This window comes from Streptomyces sp. NPDC041129, from assembly GCF_055592265.1.
In genome coordinates this window covers 189955-208895 of record NZ_JBVIYV010000009.1, presented here as the reverse complement: position 1 = coordinate 208895, position 18941 = coordinate 189955, and the positions used below count along the sequence as shown (strand labels likewise).

Genomic DNA, 18941 nt, shown 5'->3' with positions numbered 1-18941 from the left:
ACGGGGAGCGGGACCCGCGTCAACCGCGCAACGTCTCCTCCAGCACCTTGGCCGTCGACGCCGCGTCCTCCGGGGGCAGCGGCGCCCCGGTGCCCGTCGTCACGTAGAAGGCGTCGACCGCGTTGGCTCCCAGGGTGCTGACGTGCATGCTGCGCACCCGCATCGCCGCCTTCTCCAGCGCCATCCCGATCCGGAACAGCAGCCCGGGGGCGTCCTGGGCGCGTACCTCGATCACCGTGGCGTGGTGGGAGGCCGCCGGGGCCACCGTCACCCGGGGCGGCGGGGCCACCCAGCCGCGGCGGCGCGGATAGGCCGCGTCCCGCTCGGCGAGGCGGCCGGCGATGTCCAGGGAGCCGTCGAGGGCCCGGACGAGGTCGGCGCGCAGCCGGGTGGCCTGCGGCAGGAAGCCGTACTCGGCCGCGACCCGCCAGTTCAGCAGCAGGACCGACGCGTCCTCGACGTCGTGGGGCAGGCGCAGGGCGCGCAGTTCGGCCGTGCGGACGGTCAGCCGGTGCACGGCGAGGACACCGGCGACCGCCGGCAGCACGCCAGGCTGGTCCGGTACCGCGATGAGCAGCTCGACACCGAGCGGTTCGGGCTCGCCTGGGGCGTCCTCCCCGGCTGCCGGTTCGGTCTGCGCGCGCAGGGCGAGGACGGGGCTGCCGGTGCGGAAGGCCTCGATGGCGAGGCGTTCCTGCGCGGCGGTGGGCGCCGCGGGCTCGGGTTCCTCGACCGCGTCGCCGGCCAGGACCGCGGCCACGCGGCGCACCAGGTCGGCGACGAGGGAGCCGCGCCAGGTGGACCAGGCGGCGGGGCCGGTCGCGAGCGCGTCGGCCTCGGTGAGGGCGTGCAGCAGTTCCAGGGTGCTCTGGCTGCCGACGGCCTCGGCGACCGAGCGGACGGTGGCGGGGTCGTCAAGGTCGCGCCGGGTGGCCGTCTCGATCAGCAGCAGATGGTGCCGGACGAGCGTGGAGAGCACCGTGACGTCGGCGCGGTCGAAGCCGATCCGCGCGGCCACGTCCTTGGCGATGATCTCGCCGGCCACGGAGTGGTCGCCGGGCCAGCCCTTGCCGATGTCGTGCAGCAGCGCGGAGACGAGGAGCAGGTCGGGGCGGCCGACGCGGCGGGTCAGTTCGGAGGCGCGGACGGCGGTCTCGATCAGGTGCCGGTCCACCGTCCAGACGTGGACGGCGTTGCGCTGCGGCCGGCAGCGGACCCGTTCCCAGTCGGGCAGGAGCCGGCTGATCAGACCCTCCGCCTCCAGTGCCTCCCAGACGTCGATGGTCGGGCGGCCGGAGCCGAGCAGCGTGACCAGTTGCTGGCGGGCCTCGGCGGGCCAGGGCGTGGGCAGCGGGCGTGTGGTGGCGGCCATGCGCCGTACGGCGTGCAGGGAGAGCGGAAGGCCGGCCTGGGCCGCGGCGGCCGCGGCACGCAGTGGCAGCACGGGGTCGCGTTCGGGGCGTGCGGTGCGGGCGAGCACCACCTCGCCGTCCTGTTCGACCACGCCCTCGGCGAGCGGCGACCGCTCGGTGACCGGTTTTCCGCCGCCCAGCATGGCGCGCAGGCGCGGGCGGACGGCGCGCGAGCGCAGCACGCGCCCCACCTCGCGCCAGGTGACGTCGCTGGCGTACGAGATGACGCGCGCGGCCTCGTACACCTGGCGCAGCAGGGTGTCGGCGTCCAGCAGGCCCAACCCGGCCGCGACCTGGTCCTGTTCCTGGAGTGCGAGCCGGTCGGTGGCGCGGCCGGTGGCCAGGTGCAGGGCGTCCCGGACGTCGAGCAGGCGCCGGCGGGCGTTCGCGAGGCCCTCACGCGGGGCGTCGGCCAGCCAGGAGGCGGCCACGGCGCGCAGGGCGGTGGCGTCCCGGAGGCCGCCGCGGGCCTCCTTGAGGTCGGGCTCCAGGAGGTACTGCAGCTCTCCCTGCCGTTCGGCGCGCTCGGCGCAGAGTTCCCGCAGCTCGGGGAGGCGTTTGGGGGCCTGGTTGCGCCAGTCGGCCAGCACGGTGGTGCGCAGTTTGGCGGTGAGGCCGAGGTCGCCGGCGAGGTGCCGGGCGTCCAGCAGGCCCAGCTGGACCTTCAGGTCCTCGCCGGCCGTTCGGCGGGCCTCGGCCGGGGTGCGCACCGAGTGGTCGAGCGCGAGGCCGAGGTCCCAGACCGGGTACCAGAGGCGGTCGGCCAGGGCGGCGATCTCGCCGGGGTCACCGCCGTCGTGCAGCAGCACGAGGTCGAGGTCGCTGCGCGGGGACAGTTCCCCGCGGCCGTAGCCGCCGACGGCGACGAGCGAGACGCCCCTGAGTCCCCCGGCCGCGGCCGTGAAGAGGCCGGAGAGCCAGTCGTCGGTCAGCTCGGAGAGGGCGGAACGGCGCGGCGGCCCGGACCGCGCCTCCTCGGTGAGGAGGCGCAGCCGGGCCGCCGCGTAGCCGCCGGGTCCCGAGTCGTCCGTCTCTTTCCCCACATCCGTACCCGTCACCCAGCGACTCCTGTCCTCGCGTCGTGTCAGAGCGCGTCCGGGCCGCGCTCGCCGGTGCGGACCCGTACGGCCGTCTCCACCGGCAGCGACCAGACCTTGCCGTCACCGATCTTGCCGGTACGGGCCGCCTTGACGATGACCTCGACCAGCTGCTCGGCGTCGTCGTCCTCGGCCAGTACCTCTATGCGGATCTTGGGAACCAGGTCGACCGTGTACTCGGCACCGCGGTAGACCTCGGTGTGGCCCCGCTGACGACCGTAACCGCTGGCCTCGGTGACCGTCAGTCCGTGGACGCCGAAGGCCTGAAGGGCCTCCTTGATCTCATCCAGCCGGTGCGGCTTGACGACGGCGGTGATGAGCTTCATGCGTCCACCTTCTTGGAGGGCTTGGCGGCCTGGGCCGGGCCGGGGGCGGGGGCGGTGGAGCCGATGACACCGCCGCCGGTGCCGCTGAAGTCGTAGGCGCTCTCGGCGTGCTCGGCCTGGTCGATGCCGGAGATCTCCTCGTCCTCGGAGACCCGCATGCCGATCGTCCTGTCGATCAGGAAGGCCAGGACCGCGGAGGCGACCAGGGAGTAGGCGAGGACCGCGAAGACACCGGCGCACTGCTTCCAGAGCTGGTCGAAGGAGTGGTCGCCGTAGAAGACGCCGGTGGCGTCGGACTGGCCCTTTCCGGTGGCGAAGAAGCCGATGAGCAGCGAGCCGATGATGCCGCCGACCATGTGGACGCCGACGACGTCGAGGGAGTCGTCGTAGCCCCACTTGAACTTCAGTCCGACGGCCGCGGCGCAGGCGACACCGGCGATGGCGCCGACGGCGATCGCGCCGAGCGGGGAGACCGCGCCGCCCGACGGGGTGATCGCGACCAGGCCGGCGACCGCGCCGGAGGCGGCGCCCAACGTGGTGAACGCGCCGTGGCGGATCTTCTCGTAGGCGAGCCAGGCGAGCATGGCGGCGGCGGTGGCGACCTGCGTGTTCACGAACATCAGCGCGCCGACGCCGTCGTCGTTGCCGAGCCAGGAGCCGGCGTTGAACCCGAACCAGCCGAACCACAGCAGACCGGCGCCGAGCATGACCAGCGGCAGGCTGTGCGGGCGCATGGGGTCCCTCTTGAAGCCGACCCGCTTGCCGATGACCAGGATGACGCCGAGGGCCGCGGCACCGGCGTTGATGTGGACCGCGGTACCACCGGCGAAGTCGATCACGCCGAGCTTGTAGGCCCAGCCGTCGGCGCCCCAGACCCAGTGGGCGACCGGGACGTAGACGATCGTGGCCCAGAGCGCGATGAACAGCGACCAGGCCGAGAACTTGACGCGGTCGGCGAGGGCGCCGCTTATCAGGGCCGGCGTGATGATGGCGAACATCAGCTGGAAGACCATGAAGACGTAGACCGGGATCGTGTAGCCGTCCCAGAGCTCCGTCAGCCCGATGTTGCTGAGGCCGAGCCAGTCGGCGTTCCACCCGATCAGGCTGGATCCCGTCCCGAAGGCGAGGGAGAAGCCGTAGAGCACCCAGAGGATGGTGATGATGCCCATGCTGATGAAGCTCATCATCAGCATGTTCAGGGTGCTCTTGACGCGGACCATGCCTCCGTAGAAGAAGGCCAGGCCCGGGGTCATGATCAGCACCAGGGCGGAACAGATGAGCATGAAGCCTGTGTTCGCGGCGGACAACTTGGGTGCCTCCGCGGCAAGCGTGATGGCTGGTGCCATCGGCGTCTCCTCGTCGGTTGGTACGGCCCTGTGCGGGCGGTGCCTGAGCGGGCCGGTCGGGTGAGGGGTGGGCCGGTTATGCGCCAAGAGACTGGCGCAGCGCGGTTTCGGTGGAAGCCCCTCGTTGTTTCGCCGGGGTGACGAAGGCGCCCTGCGTGTTACGCATCGATGAAGTGCCGGATGTCCGGCTGCGGGATCGTTATCGTGGCGCAACCTTCGCGGTGCGAAAAAAACCGGCCGCGGCGGGCCTCTCCGATGACCTGGCGCGGGGGAGCCGAGTCGGGCGGTTCGGGAGGACCGGCCGCGGCCGGCGCATCGGGTGTCCTGCGGGTCAGCCGGCCTCCGCGGCCTCCGGCAGGTCCACGGCGAGCTGGTCGGAGAGGTCGACGACGGCGCTGAGGTCGCCGAAGTCGCGTACGGCGGTGTCGACCGTCTTGCGGATCCGGGTGTTCACCCGCTCGGACCGCACCTTCTTGGCGACCCGCATGGCGTCGGAGGCGTACTGGGTGCTCTGCTCGGGCTCGCGCCGCAGCAGGTGCACGGTGGCCATGCCGATCAGGTTCAGCGCATACGACCGCTGGTGCTCGTGATCCTCGGCGAACAGTTCCACCGCCCGCTCCATCAGCGGCTGGGCCAGGGAGGCGTAGGTGGGGCTGCGGCCGGCCACGTAGGCGAGGTCGCGGTAGGAGTGGGAGTTCTCCGCGAACAGTTCGGCCTCGGAGAAGAAGCGGATCCAGTCGGGGTCCGGCTCGTCCCACTCGGCGGCATCGGCGAAGGTGTCCTCGGCCATACGGACCGCCCGCTTGCACTTCCCGGGCTGGCCCATGTTGGCGTAGGCGCGGGCCTCCATCGCATACAGCATGGCCTGAGTGCGCGGACTGGCGCAGTCGCGGCTGCCGTACTGCGCGAGGTGGATCAGCTCCAGGGCGTCGTCCGGCCGGCCGAGATGGATCATCTGGCGGCTCATGTTGGAAAGGATGTAGGAGCCGAGCGGTTTGTCGCCGGCCTCCTTCGCGGCGTGCAGGGCGAGGACGAAGTACTTCTGCGCGGTGGGCTGGAGGCCCACGTCGTACGACATCCAGCCCGCGAGCTCGGCGAGTTCGGCGGCGACCTTGAAGAGCTTGCGGCCGGTGGCCTCGGGCTGGGGTTCCTGGAGCAGGTCGGTGACCTCGTGCAGCTGGCCGACGACCGCCTTGCGGCGCAGGCCGCCGCCGCACTGGGCGTCCCACTGGCGGAACATCCGCGTGGTGGACTCCAGCAGGTCCAGCTCGGGCTTGGACAGCCGGCCCGGCCTGCGGGAGTCGAGAGCGGTCTCGGGCTCCGGCGGGACCTGTGAGGAAGGGGCCGGCACGAGCCAGCGCTGCAGCGGCTCGACCAGGGACGGCCCGGCGGCCAGGGCCAGCGAGGTCCCGAGGAAGCCGCGCCGCGCCAGCATCAGGTCGCTGCGCGAGAACTCGCTGAGCAGGGCGACCGCCTGCGGGCCCGTCCAGGGCAGGTCGACGCCGGACACGGAGGGTGACTGGCGGGCGGCGCGCAGGCCGATGTCCTCGATGGAGACGACACAGCCGAAGCGCTCGGAGAACAGCTCGGAGAGGATGCGCGGGATCGGCTCGCGCGGGTTCTCGCCGTCCAGCCAGCGACGCACCCGCGAGGTGTCCGTGGAGATGTGGTTGGCACCCAACTGGCGTGCCCTGCGGTTCACTTGGCGGGCCAGCTCACCCTTGGACCAGCCGCTGCGCACGAACCACGAACCGAGCAGCTCGTTGGGGCGCTTGTCAGCGTTCGTCCCGCTTCCGCCGTTGCCGCCCACTGGCACGCCCCCATCCCTGAGACCACTTGTCACCGAGTGCGCCAAGCCCTATCAGAATGCCGGTAAATAGGGCCTCCCGTCCGTCGGTTCTCACCCTTCGAACGAACCGACGACTTGCCCCCGGCATACCCGCGAGAGCATGTGCCCCCAGGCCTCACACACTCACAGTAATCCCACGATCACCCGTCCAGCCATGGCGAACCTGGAAACGCCACCATTCGCCACCCCTTCGAATGAACTCACGGTCTACGCAACGCGATTCACTTGACATAGGACGACAGGACGTCGGCGGGGTGATGCACGCGGGGGCGCACGATCCTCCTCGCGCCACCCACGAAGCTTCGACGCGCCGCCTCGGCCTCACGGAGCGAGCGGAACCGCGGCCGTAGCGTCACGTTCCGCTTCCGTCTCGTTCCGCGTCGTAACCACCGGCGCGCCGGACCCGTTGGAGGGGGCATGGGCTTCACGATCGGCGGCATTCGCGAGATCCGTTCCGGCACACGCCGGCGCGGCCGTTCGTCGGAGTGCACCGCCGTCGCCGAGTTCACCGGGCTGTGGGGCTGGGACGTGGTGCCGGGCGCCCGGGCCGCGGCGGGTGTCTGCTCCTGCGGGCACGCCGGCTGCCGGGCCCCGGGCGCGCATCCGCTCGGCTTCGCGCCGCCGGTGCCGGCCGGCGCCACGCTCGACGAGGTGGCCAGGGCCTGGGCCGAGTTCCCGGGCGCCTCCGTGATGCTCGCCGTCGGCCGCGCGTTCGACGTCATCGAGGTGGCCGAACCCGCCGGGCGCCGCGCCCTGGTCCGGCTGGAGCGCATGGGTCTCCCGCTCGGCCCGGTCACCGTGACCCCCGACGGACGCACCCACTTCCTCGTCGCCCCCGGCGCCGCCGCCGACCTCCCCCAGCTCCTCTACCGCATGGGCTGGGACGACCCGTCGGCGCTGGACCTGCGCGGCCTCGGCCCGGGGACGTACATCACCGCGCCGCCCTCCGACCGGGGCGGCCTCGGCCCGGTGCGCTGGCTGCGCCCGCCCGCGCTGGACTCGGCCACCCGGCCGCCGGCCGCCCGGCTGCTGCTCGGCACGCTGGCGTACGTGGCCCACCGGTCGCGGGCAAGGGCCTGAGCGCCCTCCGCGTGAGGGCCTTCCGTACGGGCGCCCTCCACACGAGCGTTCGTCCGCGCGACCGCCCGGTGACGGGTGCCGGAAAGGGCGAAGCGCCCGCCCCACTTGTCCTGGGGGCGGGCGCTTCTTCGATCCGGCGGGTGAGCACACCCCGTCGTCAGTCACCGATGAGCGCATCCACGAACGCCTCGGGCTCGAACGGCGCCAGGTCGTCCGCGCCCTCGCCGAGGCCGATCAGTTTGACCGGGACGCCCAGCTCGCGCTGGACCGCGACCACGATGCCGCCCTTTGCGGTGCCGTCGAGCTTGGTCAGCACGATGCCGGTGATATCCACGACCTCGGCGAACACACGGGCCTGCACCAGTCCGTTCTGGCCGGTGGTGGCGTCCAGGACGAGCAGCACCTCGTCCAGCGGCGCGTGCTTCTCGACCACGCGCTTGACCTTGCCCAACTCGTCCATGAGGCCGGTCTTGGTGTGCAGCCGGCCGGCGGTGTCGATGAGGACCACGTCGACCCCCATCTCCTTGCCCTCCTTGACCGCGTCGAAGGCGACGGAGGCGGGGTCACCGGCCTCGGGGCCGCGCACGGTGTAGGCGCCGACGCGCTCGCCCCAGGTCTGGAGCTGGTCGGCGGCGGCGGCCCGGAAGGTGTCGGCGGCGCCCAGCACGACGGTGCGGCCGTCGGCCACGAGCACCCGGGCGAGCTTGCCGGTGGTGGTGGTCTTGCCGGTGCCGTTGACCCCGACGACCATCACGATGCCAGGCTTGCGGTCCTCGGGCTCGGTCCTGACCGAGCGGTCGACCTCGGTGCCGACCAGCTTGAGCAGCTCCTCGCGCAGGAGGCCGCGCAGCTCCTGCGGGGTGCGGGTACCGAGCACCTTCACCCGCTCGCGCAGCCGCTCGACCAGCTCCTGGGTGGGCTGCACACCGACGTCGGCGGTGAGCAGCGTGTCCTCGACCTCCTCCCAGGTGTCCTCGTCGAGGTGCTCGCGGGACAGCAGCGTGAGCAGGCCCTTGCCCAGGGCGTTCTGCGAGCGGGAGAGACGGGTGCGCAGGCGGACCAGCCGTCCCGCGGTGGGCTCCGGGATCTCGATCTCGGGAGCCTCGACGGTGGGCGGCTCCTCGACGACGACCGGGGCGGGGCCGCCGGGAAGATCCACCTCCTCGATCGTCCGGCGCGGTTCGTCGCGCGGCGTCTCGGCCTCTTCGCCGACGTGCGGCTCGGCCGGGGGCGCGGTGATGTCGGGCGTCCTGGGCGGCGGCGGGGGCAGTGGCTTGCGGCGCCGGCTGCCGACGATGAGCCCGCCGAGCGCGCCGAGGACGACCACGGCGATGACTACAGCAAGGATGATGGTTTCCATAACGCGTCCAGTATCGGCCATGGGTACGCCGCCGCCGGGTTCGTGGCTTCCTCCGAGAGACAAAAGCCACTGGAAGGTAGGAGTCGGATCAAAGTACGATGGTATTGGCTCCGTCCACGCGCGTAGAGTCCCCGTCGTCCCGTCCCCCCACACCGAGGCACCCTCTTTCATGAGCAAAACAGCCGAGGCCGAAGGCGCTCTCGAGACCCGTGGCATCGAGCAGGTACCCGACCACGAGCGGACCGCGAGAACCCGCGAGCTCTTCCCGACCTGGGTCGGCGCCAACATCAGCGTGCTGCTGCTCACCATGGGCGCGAGCCTGGTGGTGGCGTACGGCCTCAACATCTGGCAGGCCCTCGTCGTCGCGGCATCCGCGCCCGTCGTGGCGTACGGGCTGGTCGGCCTGATCGGCATCGCCGGCAAGCGGGGCGGCGCCCCGGGCATGGCGCTGTCGCGGGCGGTGTTCGGCCAGCGCGGCAATCTGCTGCCCGGTTCGCTGATCTGGGTCGCCCGCTGGGGCTGGGAGACGATCAACGCGGTGACCGGCGCGTACGCGATGCTCACCATCCTGGACATCGTGTTCGGCATCAGGGCGAACAGCGTGCTGGACATGGTGATGCTGCTGGCCTTCGTCGTCGCGACGTTCGCGATCTCCGGTCTCGGCATCAACGCCGTGCAGAAGTGCAACAAGTACGCGACCTACGTGTTCGGCGTCTTCTCCGTGCTGGTCCTGGGCTACCTGGCCGTGAACACGGACTGGTCGAAGGTGATGCACCACGGCGCGGGTTCCACGGCCGCCGTGATCACCGGCATCGGGATGATCGCGGCGGGCGGGGTCAGCTGGATCCCGTCCGCGCCGGACTTCACCCGGTACCTGCCGCGCACCGCGTCGTCGAAGGCGATCGTGGGCACGGCGGTGGGCGGCGCCGGAATCGTCGTACTGCCGATGGTGCTGATGGGCGCGGTCATGGCGGTCTCGACGCCCGACCTGGCCTCGGCGGCGGACCCGGTCTCCTTCCTCGGCGAGATCCTGCCGACGTGGATCGCGGTGCCGTATCTGCTCATCGCGCTGATCGGCATGCTGCTGATCAACTCCATGTCGATGTACTCGGCGGGCTTCACCGCGCAGACCCTGGGCTTCAAGGTGCCGCGGCACTGGGCGGTCTCGGTGAACGCCGTGATCTCGCTCGTCCTCGGCGGGGTGCTGATGCTGGTGGCGACGAGCTTCATGGGCTCGTTCATCGCCTTCCTCTCCCTGCTGGCGGTCGCCTTCTCGGCCTGGGTGGGCGTGTTCGGCGCGGACATGCTGCGCCGCACGGAGTACGACGGCCGGGCCATGGCCGACACCACGCGCACCAGCGCCTACTGGTACCGGGGCGGCTTCTCGCCCGCCGCGGTGGCGGCCTGGGCGGTCGGTCTCGTCGCGGGCCTGCTGTTCACCACCTCGGACTGGTTCACCGGCCCGCTGGCGAAGAACAACGTCATCGGCGAGTACGGCCTGGGCTGGGTCGCCACGGTCGTCATCTCCGGGCTGCTGTACATGGCCCTGCCGAAGCCGGCGGTGGTGCGCCCGGCGGGGGCCGGCGAGACCGCCGCCGGATCGCTGGAGCCCGCCGTGGAGCCCGCGACCACCGGGGTCTGACCGGCCCTCGCAGCGCCGCGCCGCGTCAATGGCGATCTGACACTCCGTCAGCCAGCGTCCCCCTGCACACCCATCCGGTGACAGGGGGACGCAGCCATGCCCGTCACGGTCGTACGTTTCAACCTGGCCGAGCCCGGCGCCACTCCCGCCTCCCTCTCCGCCCGCTACCGGGCCGCGCTGGAGATGGCCGCGTACGCCGACGAGCACGGGATCACCACGGTGCAGACCGAGGAGCACCACGGCGCCGACGACAACTGGCTGCCGTCGCCGTTCACCTTCGCGGGCGCGGTGCTCGGGGCCACCCGCCGGATCGTGGTGACGGTGGCGGCCGCGATCGGCCCGTTGCGCGATCCGCTGCGCCTGGCCGAGGAGATCGCCGTGCTGGACCTGCTGAGCGGCGGGCGGCTGGTGACGGTGAGCGGCATCGGATACCGGCCCGAGGAGTACGCCCTGTTCGGCGTCGACTGGCGGCAGCGCGGCCGGCTGCAGGACGAGCTGCTGGAGACCCTGCTGAAGGCGTGGACCGGCGAGGAGTTCCGGTACCGCGGCCGCACGGTACGGCTCACTCCGCGCCCGTACACCGAACCGCACCCGCCGCTGCTGGTGGGCGGTACCTCCCGGGCCGCCGCCCGCCGGGCCGCCCGGCTCGGCCTGCCGTTCTTCCCCGGCGCGCACCTGCCGGAGCCGGCGGCCTACTACGGCGGAGCGGCTCACCGAGTACGGCACCGAGGGCTGGACCATGATGCCCGCCGCCGAGAGCCCGCTGCTGCACCTCGCCGAGGATCCGGAGCGGGCCTGGGCCGAGTACGGCGAGCACTTCCTGGACTGCCAGGAGGCGCGGACGTACGCCTCCTGGCAGTCCGGCGGGATCCGCTCGGCGGTGCGGTCGGCGGCCACGACGGTCCGCGACCCGCGCGCGGAGGGCGTGTACCGGGTCCTCACCCCCGAGCAGTGCGTGAGCCTGGGCCTGGACGGCCTCGTCCTGCATCCGCTGGTGGGCGGGATGCCGCCGGCGGAGGGCCGGCGGAGCCTGCGGCTGTTCGCGGAGCGCGTGGTGCCGGCGCTGGACGGCTGAGCCGGGCGGGGCCGGCCGCCGGCGTGCACCTGGACGCAAGGAGCCGCCCCCGCTCGGGCAGTGACCGAGCGGGGGCGGCGGGGTTCGAGGAGAGGGGCAGCGGGGACTTGGCCCTTCTCCTCGGGACTCGGCGGGGCGGTTACCCCATCTCCTCCAGCGTCTTGCCCTTCGTCTCCTTGACGAACTTCAGGACGAACGGGATGGAGAGCGCGGCGAAGACCGTGTAGATCACGTACGTGCCGGACAGGTTCCAGTCGGCCAGCGACGGGAAGCTCGCGGTGATCGCCCAGTTGGCGATCCACTGGGCGGCGGCGGCCACGCCCAGCGCGGCGGCCCGGATCCGGTTCGGGAACATCTCGCCGAGCATGACCCAGACGACCACACCCCAGGACAGGGCGAAGAAGAGCACGAAGACGTGGGCGGCGACCAGGGCGACCCAGCCCTGGGTCGCGGGCAGCTTGCCGTCGACGAGGTGGTACGAGAACGCCCAGGCCTCCAGCGCCAGGCCCACGGCCATGCCGACGGAGCCGATGAGGGCGAGCGGCTTGCGGCCGACCCGGTCCACGAAGATCATCGCGATCACGGTGCCGACGATGTTGATGATCGACGTCGTGAAGGAGTAGAAGAACGAGTCCGTCGGGTCGACACCGACCGACTGCCACAGCGTCGAGGAGTAGTAGAACGCGACGTTGATGCCGACGAACTGCTGGAACACCGACAGGCCGATACCGACCCAGACGATCGGCTTGAAGAAGAAGCCACCGCCGAGCAGGTCCTTGAAGGTGGACTTGTCCTCGCTCTTCATCGCGTGCTCGATCTCGGCGACGCGGGCGTCCAGGTCCACGTCCTTGCCCTCGACCTCGGCGAGGATCGCGCGGGCGCGGTCACGCTTGCCGACGGAGAGCAGGAAGCGCGGCGACTCGGGGATGGCGAAGGAGAGCAGACCGTACAGCACGGCGGGGACCACCATGACGCCGAGCATGACCTGCCAGGCCTCGAGGCCCATCAGCTTGCCGCGCTGGTCGCCGCCGGCGGCGTTCAGCAGACCCCAGTTGACGAGCTGGGAGATGGCGATGCCGACGACGATCGCGGCCTGCTGGAAGGAGCCGAGCCGGCCGCGGTAGGCGGGCGGGGCGACCTCGGCGATGTAGGCGGGGCCGATGACGGAGGCCATACCGATGGCGAAACCGCCGACGATGCGCCAGAAGGCGAGGTCCCACAGCGCGAAGGGCAGCGCGGAGCCGACGGCGCTGACGGTGAACAGCGCGGCGGCGATCTGCATGCAGCGGATGCGGCCGATCCGGTCGGCTATCCGGCCGGCGGTCGCGGCACCGATGGCACAGCCGATCAGGGCGATGGCGATGACCTGGGCCAGAGCAGCGGACCCGATGTCGTAACGGCCCCGGATGGCCTCGACGGCGCCGTTGATCACGGAGCTGTCGTAGCCGAACAGGAAACCGCCCATGGCGGCCGCCGCCGCGATGAAGATGACGTGCCCGAGATGATCGGGGTGAGCCGTCGCGGCTCTTGACTGGGGTGCCTGCGCTGTGCTGGTCACGAACAACTCCTCGGGCCACGGCAACGCTGCCGGTGGGGGTGAGCCCTTACAGGTATCCCGTGGCGTCATGTTCACACCACTTAGACCTGAAGGTAAAAGCAACGTTGCAGAGACTATGCCTTCAAGTTTCGAAGTCAATACCTGTTCGGCTGTGAGTTTTGAGACGCAACAGTTCACCTTGTGTTCAAAAGGTGAACATGAGGTGGGTTGATCTTGGAATGGGATTCAGCGCAGGCGTTGCGAGATGACCTTCGACACGCCGTCACCCTGCATCGAGACGCCGTAGAGCGCGTCGGCGACCTCCATCGTGCGCTTCTGGTGTGTGATCACGATGAGCTGCGAGCTCTCCTGGAGCTCCTGCATGATCCGGATCAGCCGCTGGAGGTTGGTGTCGTCCAGGGCCGCCTCGACCTCGTCCATGACGTAGAAGGGGCTGGGCCGGGCCTTGAAGATCGACACCAGCAGCGCCACGGCGGTCAGCGAGCGCTCGCCGCCCGAGAGCAGCGACAACCGCTTGACCTTCTTGCCCGGCGGCCGCGCCTCGACGTCCACGCCGGTGGTGAGCATGTTGTCCGGATCGGTCAGCACCAGGCGTCCCTCGCCGCCCGGGAAGAGCCGGCTGAACACGCCCTCGAACTCCCGGGCGGTGTCCCGGTAGGCCTCGGTGAAGACCTGCTCGACGCGCTCGTCCACCTCCTTCACCACCTGGAGGAGGTCGGCGCGGGTCTTCTTCAGGTCCTCGAGCTGCTCGCTGAGGAACTTGTGCCGCTCCTCCAGCGCCGCGAACTCCTCCAGCGCCAGGGGATTGACCTTGCCGAGCTGCTGGTAGGCGCGCTCGGCCGCCTTGAGCCGCTTCTCCTGCTCGGCCCGCGCGAACGGCCTGGGCCGGTTGCGCGGGTGCTCCGGGTCCTCGGGCAGCTCCTCGCCGGCGGCGGGGAGCGAGGGCGGCACGAGCTGGTGCGGGCCGTACTCCGCGACCAGACCCGCCGGCTCGACGCCCAGCTCCTCCAGCGCCTTCGTCTCCAACTGCTCGATCCGCAGCCGCTTCTCGGCGCCGAGCACCTCGCCCCGGTGCACCGAGTCCGTCAGCTTGTCGAGTTCCGACTTCAGCTCGCGGCCCGTGTTCCTGGCGGCGGTCAGCTCCTGCTCCCGCCGGGCCTTCGCGGCCTCCGCGGCGGCCCGCTCCTCCTCCGCCCGGCCGAGGGACACCTCGACGTGCGCGAGCAGTTGCCGGGCACCGGAGGCGACGGCCTCCGCGACGGCGGCCTCATGCCTGAGCCGGGCCCGACGCTGCTCGGCACGCGCGCGTGCCTCACGCTCCGCTCGGGCGGCTCGGTCCAGCGAGTCGGCGCGTCCCGCGAGTCCCTTGACCCGTTCCTCGTGCGTACGGACCTGGAGACGGGCCTCCATCTCGGTCTGCCGCGCGTTGGCGCCGTCAGCGGCGAGCCGGTCCCGCACCGAGGTGTCCGGCTCCTCGTCGACCGGCATCTCCTCGGCGACGGCAAGCCGTTCGGCCAGCTCCTCGGCCTCCTGTACGGCCTTGTCCAGCGCCTCCTGCGCGCGTGCCGCGGCCGCGGCCGACCGCTCGGCCTCCCCCGCCGCGCCCCGCGCCTGTCCCGCGAGCCGCCCGAGCTGCTGGGCCACCGCCGACTTCTCCCGGTCGGCGGCGCGGCGCCGCTCCCCCAGCTCCTCCACGAGCGCGGCGGCTCCGGTGCGTCGTTCGGCCGCCGCGTGCTGGGCCTCGGTCAGCTCCTCGCAGCGGACGGCCAGCTCCGCCAGCTCGGCGGCCGCCTCGTCCACGGAGGCCTGCACCTCCAGCAGGCTGGGCGCGCCGGCCGAGCCGCCGTGCGCGAAGTGCGCGCCGAGCAGGTCGCCCTCGGCGGTGACGGCGGTCAGCTCCGGGTGCGCGTGGACGAGGTCCTCGGCGTCCTCCAGAGTGCCGACGACCACGATCCGGCGCAGCAGCCGTCGCACGGCGGGCATGAGCTCGGCGGGACCCCGCACCAGGTCGGCGGCGTAGCGGGCGCCGTCGGGGGGCCCGTCGCCCGGGGCGTCCGGGCCGCCGGCGGGAGCCTCCCGGGTGTCGGTCAGGAGCAGGGCCGCCCGGCCTCCGTCCTGTTTGCGCAGGAGGCGGATCGCTTCGGCCGCCGAGGCCGGGGACGTCACGGCGACGGCGTCGGCCGCGGCGCCGAAGGCCGCGGCCAGCGCGACCTCGTGGCCGGGGGTCACCGTCAGCAGTTCCGCCGCCGGAACCAGGACTCCGGTGAGGCGGTCCCGGGCGCCCAGGAGTATGCCGGTGCCGTCCTTGCGCCGCAGGCCCAGCGCCAGCGCCTCGTGCCGGGCCCGGGTCGCGGCGCGCCTGCGTTCCGCGGCGGTGGCCGCCTCGCGGGCCTCGGTCAGCGCGGACTCGGCCTCGGCGAGCGCCCGCTTCGCCGCCTCGTGCCGTTCGGCGAGGTCGGCGTCGTCGGCGTCGAGACCGTCGACCTCGGCTTTCAGGGCCTCGTACTCCTCCTGGGCCCGGACCGCGCGCTCCTGGGCCTCGTCGCGGCTGGCGGCCAGCCGGTCGATCTCGGCCTGGGCCGAGGCGGCGCGCGAGCGGGCCGCGTTGACCTGCCCGGAGAGGCGGGCGAGGCCCTCGCGGCGGTCGGCGATGGCGCGGGCGACGTCCTTCAGCCGGCGTTCCTCCACACCGAGCTCGCGCTCCAGCTCGGCGCGGTGGGCGACCGTGTCGTCCAGGGCCCGCTGGGCGGCCTCCAGAGCCGCCTCCAGTTCGGCCTCCTGCTCGCGGATACGGGCGGCCTCGCGCTCCATGTCCTCGGGGTCGCGGCCGCGCCGCTCGTCGGGTGGCGCGGAGGTGGCGCTCTTCACCCGGGCGTCGGCCAGCGAGACGGTGCCGCGGACCCGCTCGGCCAGCTGGGACAGCTCGTACCAGGTCTGCTGGGCGCGCTGCAGGCGCGGCGTGAGCCGCCGTACCTCGTCCTCCAGCGAGGTCTCCCGCTGGAGCGCCTTCCTCAGCTCCCGCTCGGCGGACTCCTTGCGTTCCTTCAGGGCGGCCTCGTCGGCGATCTCGGACTTCAGTGCCTCGCGCAGGCGTACGAGGTCGTCGGCGAGGAGACGTAGCCGGGCGTCGCGGAGGTCCGCCTGGATGACGGCGGCGCGGCGGGCCACCGCAGCCTGCCGGCCGAGCGGCTTGAGCTGGCGGCGCAGTTCATCGGTGAGGTCCTGCACGCGCGCGAGGTTGGCCTGCATCGCGTCGAGCTTCCGCAGCGCCTTCTCCTTGCGCTTGCGGTGCTTGAGGACACCCGCGGCCTCCTCGATGAACGCCCTGCGGCCGGTGGGGTCCGCGTGCAGGACGGAGTCGAGCTGGCCCTGGCCGACGATGACGTGCATCTCGCGGCCGATGCCGGAGTCGGAGAGCAGGTCCTGGATGTCCAGCAGACGGCAGGTGTCGCCGTTGATCTGGTACTCGCTGCCGCCGTTGCGGAACATGATCCGCGTGATGGTGACCTCGGCGTACTCGATGGGCAGGGCGCCGTCGGAGTTGTCGATGGTCAGGGACACCTCGGCGCGGCCCAGCGGCGGGCGGCCGGTGGTGCCGGCGAAGATGACGTCCTCCATCTTGCCGCCGCGCAGCGATTTGGCGCCCTGCTCGCCCATGACCCAGCTCAGCGCGTCCACGACGTTGGACTTGCCCGAGCCGTTCGGGCCGACGACACACGTGATCCCCGGTTCGAACCGGAGTGTGGTCGCCGAGGCGAACGACTTGAACCCGCGGAGAGTCAGGGCCTTGAGGTGCACGCCGCTGGACTCTACCCGCCGCCGCTATCTCACTCCACGGACACTCGCAACCGCACGGTTTCGCCATTGAACACGCAGGGCAAACCAAACGTTAAAGACGGTGAAAGGATGCACGGGGGAAAGAAAGAAGGGACGCCGAAGCGTCCCTTGCAACTCTGGCGACCGGGTCGCGGTTGCCGTCAACTAGTGCGGTTGATACGGGCACCCCAACCGCTGCGAATGCTGTCGTGGAGCGATGCAGCGATCAGGTGAGCGCAGGCTCCGCCTGGTGTGCGTCGATGCTCTCCATGATCCTGTCCTGAGAAGCGGCAGCCGCCAGCGCGTCGTTCTCGGCCTGGATCCGTACGAGCTCGGACTCCAGGTCCTGTACACGCTGCTGAAGCCGTCGCATCTCGGCGAGGAGTCGAGGGTCGGAGCCGCCGACGTAACCGAGAAGCGCCTTTGCCATGATGGATGGTCCTCCACAATGAGTGACCGACCGATGCGGTGTGGGTCGTGAGGGATTCGCACCCGCGGTGCTTGACACACTCGAGTGTTGCTCTGCGTTCCTACATGCCAAACAGCTAAGGTGCGCGGGGCTTTCAGCGTCTCACCAAAAAGTTTGACGGTCAACACGATCACACCCCGTATTGGCGGGCGAACCCGGGGCGCGCGCCCACCGGACGGTGGCGCTGCGTCTCCTGCGGGGCCCTCAGGGCGTGGCGATCAGCTGTACCAGCGGAGCCTGCCACGTGGCGCTCCTCTTGGCAACCACCAGCCCATTTCTGCTGCGGGCATGTGCCAGGGGCAGGTCACCGCGCGGTGGCCTGGGCGGCTTTACAGAATCGGTTCAGCGGATGGCGAAGCCGTCGTAGCCGCCGCGGGGTGTGTCCCAGATCTCGGTGACACCGTCGACGCGTCCGGGCGTGTCGCCGTCCTGGAGCCAGTCCAGCAGGCCCTCGCAGCCCGCCCGGGACCCCTCGGCGACGACCTGGACGCGACCGTCGCCCAAATTGAGAGCAAAACCACTCAGGCCGCCCAGCTCCAGCGCCTTGGCCCGCGTGAACCAGCGGAAACCCACACCTTGGACGCGTCCCCGCACCCAGGCGACCAGTCGAACATCCTCGCTCATGGGTGCAACCTAACCGGCCAATGTCACTCGGGACACACCCCGCCCCAGTGGCATGCGGTACCGTCCGGATCCAATGAATCTCATATGAAACTCACTCGTTCGAGTGAGTGGAGTTGACCATACGGAGTCGCTCACCACCGTGGCGCCGGGTCGACCGCGAGACGAGGAAGAGGGCAAGGGCATGGGACGCCACCGACGCTCCGCCGCCGGCCGCGCCGCCACCGGCCGGGCCACGGGGGTCACGCAGACCCACCACTCGGCCACGGGCGGCGAGAACCCGCGGGAGTCGTACGCGGGCGACCACGCGCCCATGGGTATCGCGCCGTATCTGCACCCGGAGGCGTACGCCGAGACCACCGCCCGGAGCACCGCCTACCTGTACTCGGTGGACGACGAGCCCGCGCAGGCGCCCGGCGACGACGGCTTCACCCCGGCCGGCGGCCCGTCCCACGGCCGCCGGCGCAAGAAGAAGGCGGCCACGCCGGTGCGCACCGGGCTGCTCGGCGTCTCCGCCGCCGTCGCCCTCGGCACCGTGGCGGTGGCCACCGGCGCGGTGCCCGGCCTGGAGAACTACCAGCTCGGCGGCGGCACGAACACCACCGGCGGCGAGCAGGTGCAGGCGGCGGACTCCCCCAGCAACACCACCTCCGAGCAGGGCGGCAACTCGGGCAGCGCGGACAGCCGCGGCGGCGGCTCCGCCGCGAGCCGCGACAGCCGGCGGGCGACCTCGCCGACCCCTTCCGACTCCGCGTCCGGATCCGCCTCGGCCTCCCCCGCCCCGACGAAGGCGCCGTCGAAGAAGCCCTCGTCCACGGCGAAGGCCCCCGAGCGGGAGAACACCCCGTCGCACCCGGCGACCAAGGCTCCGAAGCGGACCTCCGCACCGGTGACGGTGTCGACCCAGGCCGCCGTCGAGGCCGAGGTGCTCAAGCTGGTCAACGAGGAGCGGGCCAAGGTCGGGTGCAGCGCGCTCTCGGCGAACTCCTCGCTGACCTCGCTGGCCGAGGCCTTCAGCGACGACATGGCCGCTCGGGGCTTCTTCGACCACACCGACCCGGACGGGGCCACCCCCTGGGACCGGGCCGCGAAGGCGGGCATAACCGACCTCGGCGGCGAGAACATAGCCCGCGGTCAGGCGGACGCGGCGGCCGTGATGGAGGCCTGGATGAACAGCCCCGGCCACCGCGCCAACATACTGAACTGCGACTTCAAGACCCTCGGAGTCGGCGTGCACCTGGGCTCGGGCGGCCCCTGGTGGACGCAGGACTTCGGCTATTGAGATAACCG

12 protein-coding genes and 1 pseudogene are annotated in these 18941 nt (G+C 71.7%); 4 read left to right on the top strand and 9 right to left on the bottom strand.

Going from position 1 to position 18941, the window contains the following annotated elements; genetic code table 11:
- Window positions 1–19 precede the first annotated feature (19 nt).
- The 4 genes from ACZ6B1_RS26655 to nsdA all read right to left on the bottom strand — a co-directional run bounded on the left by ACZ6B1_RS26655 (window position 20) and on the right by nsdA (window position 5991).
- The gene (locus tag ACZ6B1_RS26655) at window positions 20–2470 is read right to left on the bottom strand and encodes a [protein-PII] uridylyltransferase (RefSeq protein WP_468782355.1); all 2451 of its coding nucleotides are present in this window, start codon (window positions 2468–2470) and stop codon (window positions 20–22) included.
- Window positions 2471–2496: 26 nt separating this feature from the next.
- Window positions 2497–2835: a P-II family nitrogen regulator gene (locus tag ACZ6B1_RS26650; protein WP_100828472.1), complete on the bottom strand. Its 339-nt coding sequence runs from the start codon at window positions 2833–2835 to the stop codon at window positions 2497–2499.
- Window positions 2832–4181, bottom strand: a complete 1350-nt coding sequence (locus ACZ6B1_RS26645; protein WP_468782353.1) for an ammonium transporter — start codon at window positions 4179–4181, stop codon at window positions 2832–2834. Before ACZ6B1_RS26645 ends, ACZ6B1_RS26650 begins: the two co-directional genes overlap by 4 nt.
- A gap of 331 nt (window positions 4182–4512) precedes the next feature.
- Window positions 4513–5991 carry a transcriptional repressor NsdA gene (gene nsdA / locus ACZ6B1_RS26640; protein ID WP_468782584.1) on the bottom strand — a complete coding sequence of 493 codons (1479 nt, stop codon included), beginning with the start codon at window positions 5989–5991 and terminating at the stop codon, window positions 4513–4515.
- A 456-nt stretch (window positions 5992–6447) separates the two neighbouring features.
- On the opposite strand from nsdA, the gene ACZ6B1_RS26635 reads away from it, so the two are divergent.
- Entirely contained in the window at window positions 6448–7110 is a 663-nt protein-coding gene (locus ACZ6B1_RS26635) for a bifunctional DNA primase/polymerase (protein ID WP_468782351.1), read from the top strand.
- A gap of 157 nt (window positions 7111–7267) precedes the next feature.
- On the opposite strand, the gene ftsY is transcribed toward ACZ6B1_RS26635, so the two are convergent.
- A complete protein-coding gene (gene ftsY / locus ACZ6B1_RS26630) occupies window positions 7268–8470 on the bottom strand; it encodes a signal recognition particle-docking protein FtsY (RefSeq protein ID WP_468782349.1) in 1203 nt (400 codons plus the stop codon).
- A gap of 169 nt (window positions 8471–8639) precedes the next feature.
- Between ftsY and ACZ6B1_RS26625 the strand changes: the two genes are divergently transcribed.
- Window positions 8640–10112 carry a cytosine permease gene (locus ACZ6B1_RS26625; RefSeq protein WP_468782347.1) on the top strand — a complete coding sequence of 491 codons (1473 nt, stop codon included), beginning with the start codon at window positions 8640–8642 and terminating at the stop codon, window positions 10110–10112.
- A gap of 96 nt (window positions 10113–10208) precedes the next feature.
- Window positions 10209–11187, top strand: a pseudogene (locus ACZ6B1_RS26620) (LLM class flavin-dependent oxidoreductase).
- Between the two features lie 139 nt (window positions 11188–11326).
- Here the strand turns inward: ACZ6B1_RS26620 and ACZ6B1_RS26615 are convergent.
- From ACZ6B1_RS26615 to ACZ6B1_RS26600, 4 genes are all read right to left on the bottom strand, one after another.
- A complete protein-coding gene (locus tag ACZ6B1_RS26615; protein ID WP_468782345.1) occupies window positions 11327–12745 on the bottom strand; it encodes a sugar porter family MFS transporter in 1419 nt (472 codons plus the stop codon).
- A gap of 225 nt (window positions 12746–12970) precedes the next feature.
- Window positions 12971–16543: a chromosome segregation protein SMC gene (smc, locus tag ACZ6B1_RS26610; RefSeq protein ID WP_468782343.1), complete on the bottom strand. Its 3573-nt coding sequence runs from the start codon at window positions 16541–16543 to the stop codon at window positions 12971–12973.
- Between the two features lie 244 nt (window positions 16544–16787).
- The gene (locus tag ACZ6B1_RS26605) at window positions 16788–16991 is read right to left on the bottom strand and encodes a hypothetical protein (protein ID WP_018544743.1); all 204 of its coding nucleotides are present in this window, start codon (window positions 16989–16991) and stop codon (window positions 16788–16790) included.
- A 381-nt stretch (window positions 16992–17372) separates the two neighbouring features.
- Entirely contained in the window at window positions 17373–17654 is a 282-nt protein-coding gene (locus tag ACZ6B1_RS26600) for an acylphosphatase (RefSeq protein WP_468782341.1), read from the bottom strand.
- 181 nt (window positions 17655–17835) lie between these two features.
- On the opposite strand from ACZ6B1_RS26600, the gene ACZ6B1_RS26595 reads away from it, so the two are divergent.
- Entirely contained in the window at window positions 17836–18933 is a 1098-nt protein-coding gene (locus ACZ6B1_RS26595) for a CAP domain-containing protein (protein WP_468782339.1), read from the top strand.
- Window positions 18934–18941: the final 8 nt, after the last annotated feature.

Coding starts and splice junctions, on each gene's coding strand:
- ACZ6B1_RS26650 (WP_100828472.1), bottom strand. CDS start 2,835: ATGAAGCTCATCACCGCCGTCGTCAAGCCGCACCGGCTGGATGAGATC.
- ACZ6B1_RS26645 (WP_468782353.1), bottom strand. CDS start 4,181: ATGGCACCAGCCATCACGCTTGCCGCGGAGGCACCCAAGTTGTCCGCC.
- ACZ6B1_RS26635 (WP_468782351.1), top strand. CDS start 6,448: ATGGGCTTCACGATCGGCGGCATTCGCGAGATCCGTTCCGGCACACGC.
- ftsY (WP_468782349.1), bottom strand. CDS start 8,470: ATGGAAACCATCATCCTTGCTGTAGTCATCGCCGTGGTCGTCCTCGGC.
- ACZ6B1_RS26625 (WP_468782347.1), top strand. CDS start 8,640: ATGAGCAAAACAGCCGAGGCCGAAGGCGCTCTCGAGACCCGTGGCATC.
- ACZ6B1_RS26605 (WP_018544743.1), bottom strand. CDS start 16,991: ATGGCAAAGGCGCTTCTCGGTTACGTCGGCGGCTCCGACCCTCGACTC.
- ACZ6B1_RS26600 (WP_468782341.1), bottom strand. CDS start 17,654: ATGAGCGAGGATGTTCGACTGGTCGCCTGGGTGCGGGGACGCGTCCAA.
- ACZ6B1_RS26595 (WP_468782339.1), top strand. CDS start 17,836: ATGGGACGCCACCGACGCTCCGCCGCCGGCCGCGCCGCCACCGGCCGG.